Annotated in this window: 12 protein-coding genes; 4 read left to right on the top strand and 8 right to left on the bottom strand. The window is 72.3% G+C overall.

Annotation, left to right across the window (positions count from 1 at the left end):
* Window positions 1-15: 15 nt before the first annotated feature.
* The 5 genes from ACFU5F_RS27520 to ACFU5F_RS27500 form a co-directional block, all read right to left on the bottom strand.
* Window positions 16-558 carry a GNAT family N-acetyltransferase gene (locus tag ACFU5F_RS27520; RefSeq protein ID WP_383892605.1) on the bottom strand — a complete coding sequence of 181 codons (543 nt, stop codon included), beginning with the start codon at window positions 556-558 and terminating at the stop codon, window positions 16-18.
* Between the two features lie 221 nt (window positions 559-779).
* Window positions 780-2,006 carry an MFS transporter gene (locus tag ACFU5F_RS27515; RefSeq protein WP_383892555.1) on the bottom strand — a complete coding sequence of 409 codons (1,227 nt, stop codon included), beginning with the start codon at window positions 2,004-2,006 and terminating at the stop codon, window positions 780-782.
* Between the two features lie 124 nt (window positions 2,007-2,130).
* A complete protein-coding gene (locus tag ACFU5F_RS27510; RefSeq protein WP_383892553.1) occupies window positions 2,131-3,180 on the bottom strand; it encodes an endonuclease/exonuclease/phosphatase family protein in 1,050 nt (349 codons plus the stop codon).
* A 183-nt stretch (window positions 3,181-3,363) separates the two neighbouring features.
* Window positions 3,364-3,999: a TetR/AcrR family transcriptional regulator gene (locus tag ACFU5F_RS27505; protein ID WP_383892550.1), complete on the bottom strand. Its 636-nt coding sequence runs from the start codon at window positions 3,997-3,999 to the stop codon at window positions 3,364-3,366.
* Window positions 4,000-4,045: 46 nt separating this feature from the next.
* Window positions 4,046-5,623, bottom strand: coding sequence for an MFS transporter (locus ACFU5F_RS27500; RefSeq protein ID WP_383892547.1), 1,578 nt, complete (start codon window positions 5,621-5,623; stop codon window positions 4,046-4,048).
* Between the two features lie 190 nt (window positions 5,624-5,813).
* Here ACFU5F_RS27500 and panB point away from each other — a divergent pair, with 190 nt between their 5' ends.
* The 3 genes from panB to ACFU5F_RS27485 all read left to right on the top strand — a co-directional run bounded on the left by panB (window position 5,814) and on the right by ACFU5F_RS27485 (window position 8,744).
* Window positions 5,814-6,680, top strand: a complete 867-nt coding sequence (gene panB / locus ACFU5F_RS27495) for a 3-methyl-2-oxobutanoate hydroxymethyltransferase (protein ID WP_383892544.1) — start codon at window positions 5,814-5,816, stop codon at window positions 6,678-6,680.
* Between the two features lie 214 nt (window positions 6,681-6,894).
* Window positions 6,895-7,917, top strand: a complete 1,023-nt coding sequence (locus tag ACFU5F_RS27490) for an ATP-binding cassette domain-containing protein (protein ID WP_383892541.1) — start codon at window positions 6,895-6,897, stop codon at window positions 7,915-7,917.
* Window positions 7,914-8,744, top strand: a complete 831-nt coding sequence (locus tag ACFU5F_RS27485) for an ABC transporter permease (protein ID WP_383892538.1) — start codon at window positions 7,914-7,916, stop codon at window positions 8,742-8,744. The genes ACFU5F_RS27490 and ACFU5F_RS27485 overlap by 4 nt, the downstream gene beginning before the upstream one ends.
* 30 nt (window positions 8,745-8,774) lie before the next feature.
* On the opposite strand, the gene ACFU5F_RS27480 is transcribed toward ACFU5F_RS27485, so the two are convergent.
* Window positions 8,775-12,155 carry a BTAD domain-containing putative transcriptional regulator gene (locus tag ACFU5F_RS27480; RefSeq protein ID WP_383892535.1) on the bottom strand — a complete coding sequence of 1,127 codons (3,381 nt, stop codon included), beginning with the start codon at window positions 12,153-12,155 and terminating at the stop codon, window positions 8,775-8,777.
* 200 nt (window positions 12,156-12,355) lie between these two features.
* Between ACFU5F_RS27480 and ACFU5F_RS27475 the strand changes: the two genes are divergently transcribed.
* Window positions 12,356-13,156, top strand: coding sequence for a site-2 protease family protein (locus ACFU5F_RS27475; RefSeq protein WP_383892532.1), 801 nt, complete (start codon window positions 12,356-12,358; stop codon window positions 13,154-13,156).
* Here ACFU5F_RS27475 and ACFU5F_RS27470 read toward each other — a convergent pair.
* Together ACFU5F_RS27470 and npdG are read right to left on the bottom strand one after the other, a co-directional pair.
* Entirely contained in the window at window positions 13,143-13,355 is a 213-nt protein-coding gene (locus tag ACFU5F_RS27470) for a hypothetical protein (RefSeq protein WP_383892529.1), read from the bottom strand. The two genes, ACFU5F_RS27475 and ACFU5F_RS27470, sit on opposite strands and share 14 nt — an antisense overlap.
* An 83-nt stretch (window positions 13,356-13,438) precedes the next feature.
* Complete coding sequence (gene npdG, locus ACFU5F_RS27465; RefSeq protein ID WP_383892526.1) at window positions 13,439-14,155, bottom strand: NADPH-dependent F420 reductase; 717 nt, start codon at window positions 14,153-14,155, stop codon at window positions 13,439-13,441.

Below are 14,155 nucleotides of genomic sequence, written 5' to 3'. Positions count from 1 at the left end.
GGGTCACGGGGTCTCTCAGGCCGCGGGGTCGCGCAGCCCGACGCAGTCGAGGGCCCAGAACGGCTCCGCGTAGACGAAGGTGCCCGTCATCCACGGCTCGTACGTGGAGAGGCGGGCGACCTGGAACGCGGCTTCGGGGATGCGCAGCGACGGCGGGCAAAAGCCCGCCGCGACGGCGCTCTCGAAGCCGCGCGTGCCGTAGTAGCGCGGTGAACCCTCCAGGAAGACCAGCGGCACCCCCTGGCCGTCGGCCGCCGCGAGGGCGTGCGCGACGAGCCGTGTGCCGATGCCCTGCCCCTGGAGGTCCGGGACCACGCCCAGCGGCGACAGGGTCAGCACGTCCACGATCCGGCGCGGAGCGTCCAGGCGCGCCGCGCTCAGCAGGACGTGCCCGACGACCCGGTCGTCGACGGTGGCGACGAAGGACATCGGCGCGGTCGCGGCCTGCGCGGTGCGCAGCGCCTCCACGAGCCCGGGAATCCGCTCGCCGTCCCCGAACGCACGGGTGTGCACCTCGCGCACCGCTCGGTGGTCGTCGTCGGTCTCCCGCCGGATCACCGCGCCCGTCACGGGGAGAGCGGTCCGTGTCTCTGCGGGGGTGCCGTGTGCCGTCATGGCGGCGAGAGTAGGTCCGGGGCCGGCCCGTGCGCGAGGGGATTACGCAGGGGCCGTCCGGCTCGTGGACGCGTCCGGGCCCCCGGCCCGGAAAGGCCCGGGGCCGGGGGCCCGCCGACCGGCGGGTGCCCGCGCTCCGCAGCGGGCGTGTGCCGCCGCCCGGCTCAGACGCGTGCCGTCTCCCGCTCGCCCGGTACGTGCGAGGCCACCACGCGGGCATGGCTCCGGGCGGCGTGCGCGGGTGCGCGGCGGGTGTCCACGGTGCGGGCGACGGCCGCGACCGCCAGGCCGACCACCGCGAGGCCCGCGCCCACGGTCGCCGGGGCGGTCGCGCCGAGGCCGGCGGAGAGGGCCAGCCCGCCGGTCCAGGCGCCGCCGGCGTTGGCGAGGTTGAAGGCGGCCTGGTTGGCGGAGGAGGCGAGGGAGGGGGCCGCGGCGGCCTTCTCCATGACCATCAGCTGCAGGGGCGAGCCGGTGGCGAAGGCCGCGACACCGAGGAGCAGCACGGCCAGGGCGGCGCTCCACTGCGCGGACATCAGGACCGGGAACAGCGCGAGGATCAGGACCAGCGAGGCCAGGCCGCCGAAGAGGGTGCCCCGCAGGGAGTGGTCGGCGAGACGGCCGCCGGCCAGGTTTCCGATGGTCGCCCCCACGCCGAACAGCGCGAGCAGCAGGGTCACGCTGCCGGCAGCGTATCCGGCGGACTCCGTGAGCATCGGCGTGATGTAGCTGTAGGCGGAGAAGAGGGCGCCGAAGCCCGCGACGGTCGTGCCGAGGGCGAGCCAGACGGGCAGGGAGCGCAGGGCGCCCAGTTCGCCGCGCAGGCCGGCCGTCGGGGCGGCCGCGTGGTCGCGCGGGAGCAGGAACGCCAGGGAGGCGATGGCCGCCAGACCGATCGCGCCGACGCCGAGGAAGGTGATCCGCCAGCCGAAGTGCTGGCCCACGAGGGTCGCGGCGGGTACGCCGGCGACGTTGGCGATCGTCAGGCCCAGGAACATCAGCGAGACCGAGCGGGCCCTGCGCTCCGGGGCGACGAGGCCGGTCGCGACGACCGCGCCCACGCCGAAGAAGGCGCCGTGCGGCAGACCGCTGAGGAAGCGGGCGGCGAGCAGCCAGTGCTCGTCGGGGGCGAGCGCGGACAGCGCGTTGCCGACGACGAAGAGGACCATCAGCCCGATCAGGACCTTGCGGCGGGGCAGCCGGGCCGTGACCGCGGCGAGCAGCGGGGCGCCGATGACGACACCCAGCGCGTAGGCGGAGACGAGGTGGCCGGCGGCGGGGATCGAGATGCCGAGGTCGGCCGCGACCTCCGGGAGGAGGCCCATGATGACGAACTCGGTCGTGCCGATTCCGAAGGCGCCTACGGCGAGAGCGAGCAGGGCCAAGGGCATGGCGGGACCTTTCAGGGAGAGCGGGGGGGATGCCGGGGTTCCGTTTCATCGTATGTTCCTTTGCGGAACAAACTCGAACCGGGGTTCTGTTCCCCCACCGCCCGTAGCCGCCTCACCAGGGGCGTCAGCTCCCGGACGTGTCGATCGTCACCCGGGCCGCCACGGGCAGATGGTCGCTGCCGGTCTCCGGGAGGGTCCAGGACGCCGTGGGCTCCATGCCCCGGACCATGATCTGGTCGATGCGGGCCATCGGGAACGAGGCGGGCCAGCTGAAGCCGAAGCCGTCGCCCGCCGCGCCCTGGGTGGAGCGCATCTGGGCGGTGACGGCGTTCAGGGCCCGGTCGTTCATGGTGCCGTTGAGGTCGCCGAGGAGGGCGACGTGCGGGATCGGCTCGTCGGCGATGGCCTCGCCGAGGGCGTCGGCGCTCTTGTCGCGCTGGCGGGCGGTGAACCCGGCCTCCAGCTTGACCCGCACCGAGGGCAGGTGGGCGACGTACACGGCGACCCGTCCGTCCGGTGTCGCCACCGTCGACCGCATCGCGCGCTCCCAGCCGAGCTTGATGTCGACCGGCTTGGTGCCGCTCATCCGGTACTTGCTCCACAGGCCGACGGTGCCGACCACCTCGTGGTACGGATACGTCGCCGCCAGCGCCTTCTCGTACACCGGCACCGCGTTCTCGGTCAGTTCCTCCAGGGCCACCACGTCCGCGCCGGAGGAGGCGACCTCGCGGGCCGTGCCGGACGGATCGGCGTTGTCCGCGTTGACGTTGTGGGTCACGACGGTGAAGTCACCGCCGCTGCCGGTCTTGCTGGTGACGAGCCCGCCGAAGGTGTTCAGCCAGACGACCGTGGGCACCAGGAGCGCGACGAGCGCGGTCGCCGACCTGCGGACCAGCGCGAGGATCAGCAGCAGCGGGATCGCGACGCCCAGCCAGGGCAGGAACGTCTCCGTCAGACTGCCGAGGTTTCCCACCGCGTTGGGGACCTGGGCGTGCAGGACCATGACCAGAGCCACGAGGACCGCGAGGACGGCGAGGACGATGCCACGCCGCCAGATCCGCCGGTCCCCTCTCCAGCCGCCGAAGAGGCGGCCCAGCAGGCGCCGGAGCCGGTTTCGTTCGCGGCCCTGGCCCGTGTCGCCGCCGCCCGTCTCCGTCATGTACGCCTGCGCCATACCGTCGCCTCACTGCCTGCCGTGCACTCTTCCCCGCGCCTCAAGACCCTAGGGGATGATCGCCGCCGATCCCGACGCCGCATCGCGGCCTTGCGAGCACGAGGACGAACAACTCGCTGTTCGGAGTTCCGAACCGGCGGTCAGGTCCCGACGTCTGTAACGAAACGCGCACATCGCTGTGACTCACTTCGCAGCAGGACGTAGCCCTTCGAGCACGGTGTCGACGATGTTCTCCGCGAGATCCTCGGGCAGCGGGGCCTCCGGGCGCATGACGGTGCGCACGAGCATGGGGCCGAAGACCAGGTCGCCGACGAGGTCGAGGTCCACGTCGGCGCGGAGTTCGCCGTTGTCCCGTCCCCGGCGCAGGACTTCGGCGAGGGCCCGGCGGCGGGGGGCGACGACCTCCGCGTGGTAGGCGTCCCAGATCTTGGGGCTGCTCTTCATCTGGGCGATGACGTTGTGCAGGATCGCCGACGGCCGGTTGAGCAGGCCGCGCCTGCGGGCCGCCTCCAGGAAGACGACCAGGTCGTCGCGCATCGAGGTACCGGGCAGCACCGGGTCCGGGGGTTCCGCGGCACGCAGTACGTCGACGAACAGCGCCTCCTTGCCGCTCCAGCGGCGGTAGATGGTCGCCTTGCCGACACGGGCGGTGCGGGCGACCCGTTCGATCGACAACTCCGCGAGCGGCACGCCCTCTTCGAGGAGTTTCATCACGCCTTCGACGATGGCCCGCTCCACGGCCTCGCTGCGGGGACGCCCGCGGACGGGCCCCGCGTCCCGGACGCGTCCGCCTGCGGCGTGGCTCTCGGCGAGGCTCAAGGTCGACTCCGTCTCTGTGTGTCGTGGGACCGGACCGATTGTCGGGTCAGTGGTCGACGGCCGCCAACTCGGGCTCCTGCTTGCCCTCCTGACCGCCCTCGGCCCTCCCCGGCAGGAACACCGCCATGGCCACGGCGCCGATCAGGGCGACACCGGCCCCGCACAGCGCGGTCACGTGCATGGCGTGCAGGAAGGCGTCGTGGGCCGGGCCGACCAGGGCCTCGCCCCGCTCGCCGAGACGGGCGGCGAGGCCGAGGGTGGCCTCGATGGACTCGGCGGCGGCGTGCGGGGCGCCCGGGGGCAACCGGTCCTCGATGCCGCCGCGGTAGGCGGTGGACAGCACCGAGCCGAGGACGGCGATACCGAGTGCGCCGCCGACCTGACGGAAGGTGTTGCTGAGCGCGGAGGCGGAGCCGGCCTTCTCGCGGGGCAGCGCCTGCATGATGACGACGCTGAGCGGGGTCATCACATGGGCCATGCCCACGCCCATGAGGAAGAAGATGACTTCGAGGACCCAGATCGGCGTGTCCGCGTCCAGCACGGCGAACGCGGCCAGCATCCCGGCGATCAGCGTCATGCCGGCCGTGCACACCGCGCTGTTGCCGAAGCGGTCCACGACGAGGCGGGCGCGCGGCGCGAAGACGAACTGCGCGACGGCGAGCGGCAGCATCAGCAGGCCGGTCTGGAGCGGGGAGTAGCCGCGCACGGTCTGGGTGTAGAAGACGGAGAAGAAGGTCACGCCCATCAGGGCGAAGAAGACCAGGCCGATGACGCCGATGGACGCCGAGAAGACCTTGTTCCTGAAGAACGTCATGTCGATGGACGGGTGGTCGCTGCGCTTCTCGAACACCACGAAGGCGGCGAGGACCGCGAGTCCGGCCGCGATGGTGGCGAGGACCGTGACATCGGCGAAGTCGGCGAGCTGGCCGCCGCGGATGATGCCGTAGACGAGGAGGACGAGGCCGACGACGGAGAGCACCACGCCGACGGGGTCGATGCGGCCGGGGTCGGGGTCACGCGAGTCGGGCACCAGCCAGATCATCAGGCCGAGCGCGAGGACGACGATCGGCACGTTGATCAGGAAGACGGAGCCCCACCAGAAGTGGTCGAGCAGGAGGCCGCCGGTGATCGGGCCGATGGCGATGGCGAGGCCGACGCCGCCCGCCCAGATGCCGATGGCCTTGGGCTGCTCGTCGCGCTCGAAGACGTTCATCAGGACGGCGAGGGTGGCCGGCATCACGAAGGCGGCGCCGAGGCCCATCACGGCACGGAAGACGATCAGCTCGGCCGGGGAGCCCGACATGGCGGCGAGCGCCGAGCCGAGGCCGAAGACCACCAGTCCGCCGAGCAGCACCTTCTTGCGGCCGAGCCGGTCACCGAGCAGTCCCGCCGAGAACAGCAGGCCCGCGAAGACGAGCGTGTAGGCGTTGATCGCCCACTCCAGCTCGCTCTGGGTGGCGCCCAGACCGGTGGGCTCGGGGGTGGAGATCGTCTTGATGGCGACGTTGAGGATCGAGTTGTCGAGCACCACGATCAGCAGGCTCAGCATCAGCACACCGAGGATCACCCAGCGGCGCCTGTGCACCGCCGCCGGTATGCGGGAGTCAGGGACTGCGGTAGTCATGTCGTCGAGCCTAGACCTATTTCGATACGGGACCGTCTCGTATCGTTAATCTTTTACCCTGTTCTTACATGCCGCATGCCGGAACGGTCACATGCGCCCGCCCTAGCCGTCCCCCTCCCGAAGTGCCACCATGGAAGCGGTCCGGGGACACCGTCAGGGTGCCTCGAGATGACATGAAGGAGCTGGAGCCATGACGCAGCTTTCGGCTGCCCAGACGAAGCCCTCCGACGGCAGCAAGGCGCTGTACGGGGGCAAGGGCACACGCCGCATCACCGTCCGGGACATCGCCCTCGCCAAGGAACGCGGTGAGAAGTGGCCCATGCTCACCGCCTACGACGCGATGACCGCCTCCGTCTTCGACGAGGCCGGCATCCCGGTCATGCTCGTCGGTGACTCCGCGGGCAACTGTCACCTCGGATACGAGTCGACCGTGCCCGTCACCCTCGACGAGATGACCATGCTCTCCGCGGCCGTCGTCCGGGGTACCAGCCGCGCGCTCATCGTCGGTGACCTGCCCTTCGGCTCCTACCAGGAGGGCCCGGTGCAGGCGCTGCGCTCGGCGACCCGCCTGGTGAAGGAGGCCGGGGTCGGCGCGGTCAAGCTGGAGGGCGGCGAGCGGTCGCACCGCCAGATCGAGCTGCTGGTCGAGTCCGGCATCCCCGTCATGGCCCACATCGGCCTCACCCCGCAGTCCGTCAACGCGATGGGCTACCGCGTGCAGGGCCGGGGCGAGGAGGCCGCGCAGCAGCTGCTGCGCGACGCCAAGGCCGTCCAGGACGCGGGCGCGTTCGCGGTCGTCCTGGAGCTGGTTCCGGCGGAGCTGGCGGCGGAGGTCACCCGGGTGCTCCACATCCCGACCGTCGGGATCGGGGCCGGCGCCGAGACCGACGCGCAGGTCCTCGTGTGGACCGACATGCTCGGGCTGACCGGCGGGCGGATGCCGAAGTTCGTGAAGCAGTACGCCGACCTGCGGACGGTCATGGGCGACGCGGCGAAGGCGTTCGCGGAGGACGTCGTGGGCGGGACGTTCCCGCAGGAGGAGCACTCGGTCCACTAGGTCCGGTCGACCGCGGGGCCTGAAAAGCACGGGGCGCGGCCCGTGCTTTTCAGGGGCGCGGGGAACTGCGCGACCAGCCCCACCGAACCCGCACCCCCACCCGCACCCGCACCCGCACCCGCCGAGACCCGAGCCGTCGGGCGTGTCGGTGGGGCGTCGGCGCTGTCGGCGGGCTGTCGGTGGTTTGTCGGTGGGGGCTGGGAGTGTCGTCCCCATGACACGAATCGACAAGAACTCCGGCGGCGCGAAGGGCGCTGTGACCGTGCGGGGGCTGGTCAAGCACTACGGCGAGACCAGGGCGCTGGACGGTGTCGACCTGGACGTGCGCGAGGGCACGGTGATGGGGGTCCTCGGCCCGAACGGCGCGGGCAAGACGACGCTCGTGCGGTGCCTGTCCACCCTGATCACCCCCGACGCGGGCCGTGCGACGGTGGCCGGCTACGACGTCCTGCGGCAGCCGAGGCAGCTGCGCCGCGTGATCGGGCTGACGGGCCAGTACGCCTCCGTCGACGAGAAGCTCTCCGGCTTCGAGAACCTGTACATGATCGGCCGGCTGCTCGACCTGCCCCGCAAGGAGGCCAGGAGCCGGGCCACCGGCCTGCTGGAGCGGTTCTCGCTGACCGACGCCGCCGGACGCCCGGCGGCGACGTACTCCGGCGGTATGCGGCGGCGGCTCGACCTGGCCGCGTCCATGATCGGAAGTCCGGCCGTGCTCTATCTGGACGAGCCGACGACCGGCCTCGACCCGCGCACGCGCAACGAGGTGTGGACCGAGGTGAAGCGCATGGTCGGCGACGGGGTGACCGTGCTGCTGACCACGCAGTACATGGAGGAGGCCGAGCAGCTGGCCTCCGAGCTGACCGTGATCGACAAGGGCACGGTGATCGCGGGCGGCCGTATCGAGGAGCTGAAGGCGCAGGTCGGCGGTCGCACACTGCGGGTCCGGCCGGCCGACCCGGTGCACCTGCGGTCCCTGGCCGCGGAGCTGGACGGCCTCGGCATCACCGGGCTCGCCACGACCACCGTGGACACCGAGGCCGGCACCCTCCTCGTGCCGATCCTCAGCGACGAACAGTTGACCGCCGTCGTCGGCGCGATCACCGCGCGCGGGGTGACCATCGCCTCGATCGGTACCGAACTGCCCAGCCTGGACGAGGTGTTCCTGTCCCTCACCGGGCACAGGACCGGTGCGGCACAGGACGCGGCCTCCCCCGCCTACGAGGAGGTCGCCGTATGAGTGCCGCCACCACCGTCCCCACGACCCGTGACACCGTCGAGGCCGACGGCCGGATCGGGCTGCGGGCGCACGCCCGGCACACCGGCGCGCTCGTCCGGCGGAACCTGCTGTGGATACGGCAGGACCCCGAATCGATGTTCGACGCGGTCCTGATGCCGATCGTGTTCACCCTGCTGTTCGTGTACGTCTTCGGCGGCTCCATCGGGCAGGCGCTGGGCGGCGGCCAGGAGCAGTACGTGCAGTACGTGGTGCCCGGACTGATGGCGATGATGGGCATGAACATCGCCATGGGCGTGGGCACGGGCTTCAACGAGGACTTCCAGAAGGGCGTCATGGACCGCTTCCGGTCCCTGCCGATCGGACGGTCCTCGGTCCTGCTGGCGAAGATCTCCGTCGAGCTGCTGCGCATGCTGGTGGCCACGACCATCCTGCTGACGGTCGGGGTGCTCATCGGCTTCGACATCACCAGCTGGCCCGGACTGTTCGGCGCGGTGGGCCTGGCCGTCGTCTTCGGGTCGTCCCTGATGTGGATCTTCCTGGTGCTGGGCGTGACGATGAAGAACGCCCAGTCGGTGCAGGCCATGGGGTTCCTGGTGCTGTTCCCGCTGCAGTTCGGGTCGTCGATCTTCGCGCCGACCCGGTCGATGCCGGGCTGGCTGCAGACCTTCACCGACTACAACCCGCTGTCGTCCCTGGCGGACGCGGCGCGCGGCCTGATGACCGGCGGCCCGATCGCGCACGACCTGCTGGTCACCCTCGGCTGGTCGGTGGGCCTGACGGCGGTGATGGCGCCGATCGCGATCCACAAGTTCAAGACCAAGAGCTGACCACCGGGCCCGTACGGGTACGGCCGAGGGTCATACGAGGGCGACGGCCTCCTCCAGGGTGAGGGCGCCGCCCTCGGCGTACGCGGCGTCGTAGGCCGCGTCGTCCAGCGAGGCACGGGTCAGCGCCTCGGCCATGGCCCGGGCCTCGGCCTCCATCGGGCTGGAGAAGTGGCCGGACGGCAGCAGCGCGGCGGCCGCGCCGAGGAGCCGGGCCGCCTCACGGGCTCGGCCGCCGCCGTCGACACCCGCGACGGCTATGGCGGCGGTCACGAGATGGACGGCGGGCATGTAGGGCGCGACCGTCAGGGACAGCCGGTCCAGGCTCCGCTCCAGCGCCCGGCGCATCAGCGTGAGCGCCTCCTCGTGGCGTCCGGACACCGCCTCCAGCCAGCCCTCGACGCCGATGACGTACCCGGCGAAGAGCACGTAGTCGGCGGCGTGGAAGTCCTGGCGCAGCAGGGTGAGCTGCTCCCTGGCCTCGGTGGTGCGCCCGGTGCGGCCGAGGCGGGCGGCGAGGTAGAGACGGGCGATGGGCACCGCCTCCCGGGCGGCGGTGCGGCGCCCCCGCCCCGACTCCAGCACGTCGAACAGCATCTTCTCGCCGCGCTCGGGGTCGCCGCTCTCGATGTACGCACCGCCCAGCCGGACGCCGAGGACACCCAGCTGAGCGTTGGCGCCGAGCCGTTCGGCGTACTCGATGGCCCGTTCGTAGTCCGCGGCGGCGAGCCCGAACTCGCCCCGGCGTTCCAGGGACTCGCCGCGCGCCGAGAGGGCCTCGGCGGCACCCCAGGCGTCCCCGAGCCGGTCGAAGATCTCCAGCGCGTCGTCGGAGTCCGCGATCGCGTCGCCCGCCCAGTCGGAGCGGTTGGCGAGGATGTTGGCCCGCAGCTGCAGGGTCTGCGCCAGCTCCCAGGTGAAGCCGAGTGAGCGGCAGGTGTCGATGTTGGCCTCGAGGATGGCGCGCAGCCGGTCCATGTCGCCGGTCAGCAGGACGGCGTAGAACCACATGAAGCCCGGGAAGCGGCAGGTCTGCGGCTGGCCCGGCCGGTAGGTCTCGCTGATGACCCGCAGCTTCTCCTGTGCCTCGGAGGTCTGCCAGGCGGGCAACTCCATGTCCATGCAGGCCAGATGGACGAGGTGCACCCCGCGCCGGGCCTCGGCGAGGACGTCCGGGCCCATCGGGGGCGGCTGGTCGACGAGACGTCCGCGCAGATCCGGGACGGGGCGCGCGGGCGCGGTGAAGGGGTTCGGGCCGAGTTCCTTGACCTGGGCGGACCAGTGCCGGGCCTCGGTCTTCAGGTCGCGCATCTGCCAGTACCAGCACAGCGACAGCGCCAGGCAGAGCGCCTCCTGCTCGTCCCGCTCGGCGACGGCGTGCCTCAGGGCGGTGCGGATGTTCTCGTACTCCAGCTCCAGCAGCCCGATCGCGGCGCGCTGCCCCGCGCCGCGCAGCAACGGGTCGGTGGCGCGCACGAGTTCGCGGTAGTACGTGAGGTGGGCGCGTGCGGCGGCCGGGCGGGTGCCGGTCTCGTCGAGCCGTTCGCCCGCGTACTCGACGACGGTCTCCAGGAGGCGGTAGCGCATCTCGCCGCCGGGGCCGGCCGCGGGAACCGCCGAAGGGGACGCCACGACCAGGGACTTGTCGACGAGCGAGCCGAGCGCGTCCAGGGCGGCGGGGCCGCAGACGGCCTCGGCGGCGGCCAGGTCGCAGCCGCCGGCGAACACCGACAGCCGCCGCAGGACGTACCGTTCGTCCTCGTCGAGCAGCTCCCAGGACCAGTCGACGACCGCGCGCAGGGTCTGTTGCCGGGGCAGGACCGTACGGCTGCCCGAGGTGAGCAGCCGGAAGCGGTCGTCGAGGCGGTCGGCGATCTGACGGGGCGTCAGCATGCGTAGCCGGGCCGCCGCCAGCTCGATGGCGAGGGGCAGCCCGTCGAGACGGCGGCAGATCTCGGCGGCGGCCTCGGGGTCGGCGTCGACGGTGAAGCCGGGCCGGGCGGCCGCCCCCCGGTCGGCGAGCAGGCGCAGCGCGTGCGGCTGCGTCAGCGGTTCCACCGGGCGCAGCAACTCCCCCGGTACGCCGAGGGGTTCGCGGCTGGTGGCGAGGACGGTCAGCTCCGGGCAGCGCCGCAGGAGCTGGTCCACCAGGTGGGCGGCGGCGTCCACGACGTGTTCGCAGTTGTCGAGGATCAGCAGCATGCGGCGTCCGGCGCAGTGCTCGGTGAGACGGGCCAGCGGGTCGTCCTTGCGGTCCGCCGCGACGCGCATCTCCTCGGCGCCGGCGCCCCGCAGGACGGTCCCGCGGGCGCCCAGGGCGGTGAGGACGGTCTCCGGAACGTTCGCGGGGTCGTCCACGGGGGCGAGTTCGGCGAGCCAGACGCCGTCCGGCATGGCTTCGGCGACCGTCTCGGCGACCTCCTGGGAGAGACGGGTCTTGCCGGCTCCGCCGGGGCCGAGGAGGGTGACGAGACGGGTGCCGGTGAGGTCGTGACGGATGGTGTCGATGTCGGTGTCCCGGCCGACGAACGAGGTGAGGCGGGCGCGGAGGTTGCCCGGGGGGCGGGTGGGACGGGGGTGCGGTTCCAGGTGCGGCCGCGGCCCTGGGCGGGGAGTCGGGGTGCCGGGTGCCGGTTCGTGGGGCCTCTCGCGCGGTTCCCCGCGCCCCTTGCGGGGCTCGGGGCCGTCCGATCTCAGCAACTCCCCGTGGAGGGCGCGCAGGGCCGGACCCGGGCCCGTGCCCAGGCGGTCGGCCAGGAGGCGGCGTACCTCCTCGTACGCGGCCAGGGCCTCGGCCGTGCGGCCGGTGTCGCGCAGGGCCCGCAGGCGCAGGCTCTGGAGGGGTTCGTCGAGGGGATGGGTGTCGCACAGGGCGGTGAGGTCCGGGAGGGCGGTGTCGGCGCGGCCCAGGGCGAGGGCGGCGGTGAGGCGGGTCCGGTGGGCCTCGAGGCGGCGGGCCTCCCAGCGGGCGGCCTCGGCGGTGCGGTCGGGGAGGTCGGCCAGCGGCGGGCCCTGCCAGAGGGCGAGCGCGTCGTCGAGGAGGCCGGCGGCCTTGGCGGGATCGCCGTCGGCGAGGGCGTGGGCGCCCTCGTCCGCGAGTCGTTCGAAGCGGTGGAGGTCGATGTCGTCCGGCGCCGCCGCCAGGCGGTAGCCGCCGTTGAGCGAGGCGATGGCGTCCGGGCCCAGCGCCCTGCGCAGCCGGCCGACCAGCGCCTGCAGCGCGGCCGGCGCGTCGGCGGGCGGATCGTCGGCCCACACCTCGTCGACGAGCGCGGCCGCGGGCACCGTACGCCCCCGGCGCAGCGCGAGCACGGTCAGCAGGGCGCGCAGCCGGGCGCCCCCCACGGGGACCGGGGTGCCGTCGAGCTGCAGTGCCTGGGTGGTGCCGAGGATGCGATAGCGCACGGGGTCCATTGTCCCTGTCGGTTGTCCCTGTCGGAGTCGGTTCGCGTGTCCGGTACATCGAGTCGGACTCTCCCGCGTGACCGTCGACCGTTCGTCCCCCACCTTCCTAGGAACCAGGAGGGGATCGCGAGACGTTTTCGGCGTGTGCCCGGTACCGTCGGGCCGTCCGATCGAGTGATCGACCGTCCGCCGAGCGTCCTAGGAGCCCCATGACCACCGCCGCGTCCCGCCGGAGCGACCGGAGCATCAGCCCCGTCTTCGTGGGGATCGTGGCCGTCATGGCGGTCACCGGATGGGCCACTTGGACCGGATTCGCCGAGCAGCCCGGTCTGGCCGTCTTCCTGTTCGTGACCTCGGCGTGGGTCGTCTCGCTGTGTCTGCACGAGTACGCGCACGCCCGTACCGCCCTGCACAGCGGTGACATCTCCATCGGCGCCAAGGGCTATCTCACCCTGAACCCTCTGAAGTACACCCATGCCCTGCTCAGCATCGTGCTGCCCGTCGTCTTCGTGATCATGGGTGGGATCGGTCTGCCCGGTGGCGCGGTGTTCATCGAGCGGGGCCGTATCCAGGGCCGCTGGAAGCACAGTCTGATCTCGGCGGCGGGCCCGCTGACGAACGTCGCGTTCGCGGCCGTCTGCACCGCGCCCTTCTGGCTGGGCGTGACGGACGGCGTGCCGGCGGCGTTCCTGTTCGCCCTCGCGTTCCTCGCGATGCTGCAGGTCACGGCGGCGATCCTGAACTTCCTGCCGGTGCCGGGGCTGGACGGCTACGGCGTCATCGAGCCCTGGCTGTCGTACAAGATCCGCCGCCAGGTGGAGCCGCTGGCGCCCTTCGGGCTGCTGCTCGTGTTCGCGGTGCTGTGGATCCCGGCGGTGAACGGGGTGTTCTGGGACGTGATCGACGCGTTCATGCGCGGCCTGGGCATCGAGGACCAGCTGTCCGACTGCGGCTACTGGCTCTACCGCTTCTGGCGCGAGGACAGCGACATCTGCCTCACCGGGATGTGACCGCCCGGGGCTCCTGCCGGGCCTTGCGCACGTAGTACCAGGTCATGTTGGACGACAGGCCGGCCATCAGCAGCCACACCACACCCAGCCAGTTGCCTCGGCTGAAGGAGACCGCGGCCGCGGTGACCGCGAGGAGACAGACCACGAGGGCGTAGACGGCGAATCGCCGGGCCGGGCCGGGCGGGAGCGAGGGGGGCATGGGGGTCGGCTCCTGGGAGTGCGGTCGGACGGGGTGGTACGGCGTCCAGTGTCCCCCATGCCCGTACGCGTACGTACGTCGCCTCACACGTCCGTGAGGCGGATGCCCGCGTGGGCCTTGTAGCGGCGGTTCACCGAGATCAGGTTGGCGACCAGGGACTCGACCTGGTGGGCGTTGCGCAGGCGGCCGGCGAAGATGCCGCGCATGCCGGGGATGCGGCCGGCCAGCGCCTGCACGATCTCGACGTCGGCCCGTACCTCGCCGAGCACCATCACGTCGGTGTCGATCTCGTCGATCTCCGGGTCCTCGAGGAGGACGGCGGAGAGGTGGTGGAAAGCGGCGGTGACGCGCGAGTCCGGCAGCAGGGCGGCGGCCTGCTCGGCCGCGCTGCCCTCCTCCGGCTTCAGGGCGTAGGCGCCCTTCTTGTCGAAGCCGAGCGGGTTGACGCAGTCGACGACCAGCTTGCCGGTCAGCTCCTCGCGCAGCGACGCGAGGGTCGCGCCGTGCCCGTCCCACGGAACCGCGACGATCACGATGTCGCTGCGGCGGGCGGTCTCGGCGTTGTCGGCGCCCTCGACGCCGTACCCGAGTTCCTCGGCGACGCCCCGGGCGCGGTCGGCGGCCCGCGATCCGATGATCACCTTCTGGCCGGCCTTGGCGAGCCGATAGGCGAGGCCCTTGCCCTGCGGCCCGGTGCCGCCGAGCACGCCGACGACGAGCCCCGACACGTCCGGCAGGTCCCAGGGGTCCTTCGCCGGGGCCTTCGCGGGGGGCTGCTGTGCACTGTCAGTAGAGGTCAT

The organism is Streptomyces sp. NPDC057438, from assembly GCF_042802995.1.
Lineage (GTDB): Bacteria > Actinomycetota > Actinomycetes > Streptomycetales > Streptomycetaceae > Streptomyces.
Note: the sequence above shows the minus strand (reverse complement) of the source record. Positions and strands in the feature narration are given on the sequence as shown.

Coding starts and splice junctions, on each gene's coding strand:
- ACFU5F_RS27515 (WP_383892555.1), bottom strand. CDS start 2,006: ATGCCCTTGGCCCTGCTCGCTCTCGCCGTAGGCGCCTTCGGAATCGGC.
- ACFU5F_RS27510 (WP_383892553.1), bottom strand. CDS start 3,180: ATGGCGCAGGCGTACATGACGGAGACGGGCGGCGGCGACACGGGCCAG.
- ACFU5F_RS27500 (WP_383892547.1), bottom strand. CDS start 5,623: ATGACTACCGCAGTCCCTGACTCCCGCATACCGGCGGCGGTGCACAGG.
- panB (WP_383892544.1), top strand. CDS start 5,814: ATGACGCAGCTTTCGGCTGCCCAGACGAAGCCCTCCGACGGCAGCAAG.
- ACFU5F_RS27490 (WP_383892541.1), top strand. CDS start 6,895: ATGACACGAATCGACAAGAACTCCGGCGGCGCGAAGGGCGCTGTGACC.
- ACFU5F_RS27485 (WP_383892538.1), top strand. CDS start 7,914: ATGAGTGCCGCCACCACCGTCCCCACGACCCGTGACACCGTCGAGGCC.
- ACFU5F_RS27480 (WP_383892535.1), bottom strand. CDS start 12,155: ATGGACCCCGTGCGCTATCGCATCCTCGGCACCACCCAGGCACTGCAG.
- ACFU5F_RS27475 (WP_383892532.1), top strand. CDS start 12,356: ATGACCACCGCCGCGTCCCGCCGGAGCGACCGGAGCATCAGCCCCGTC.
- ACFU5F_RS27470 (WP_383892529.1), bottom strand. CDS start 13,355: ATGCCCCCCTCGCTCCCGCCCGGCCCGGCCCGGCGATTCGCCGTCTAC.
- npdG (WP_383892526.1), bottom strand. CDS start 14,155: ATGACCTCTACTGACAGTGCACAGCAGCCCCCCGCGAAGGCCCCGGCG.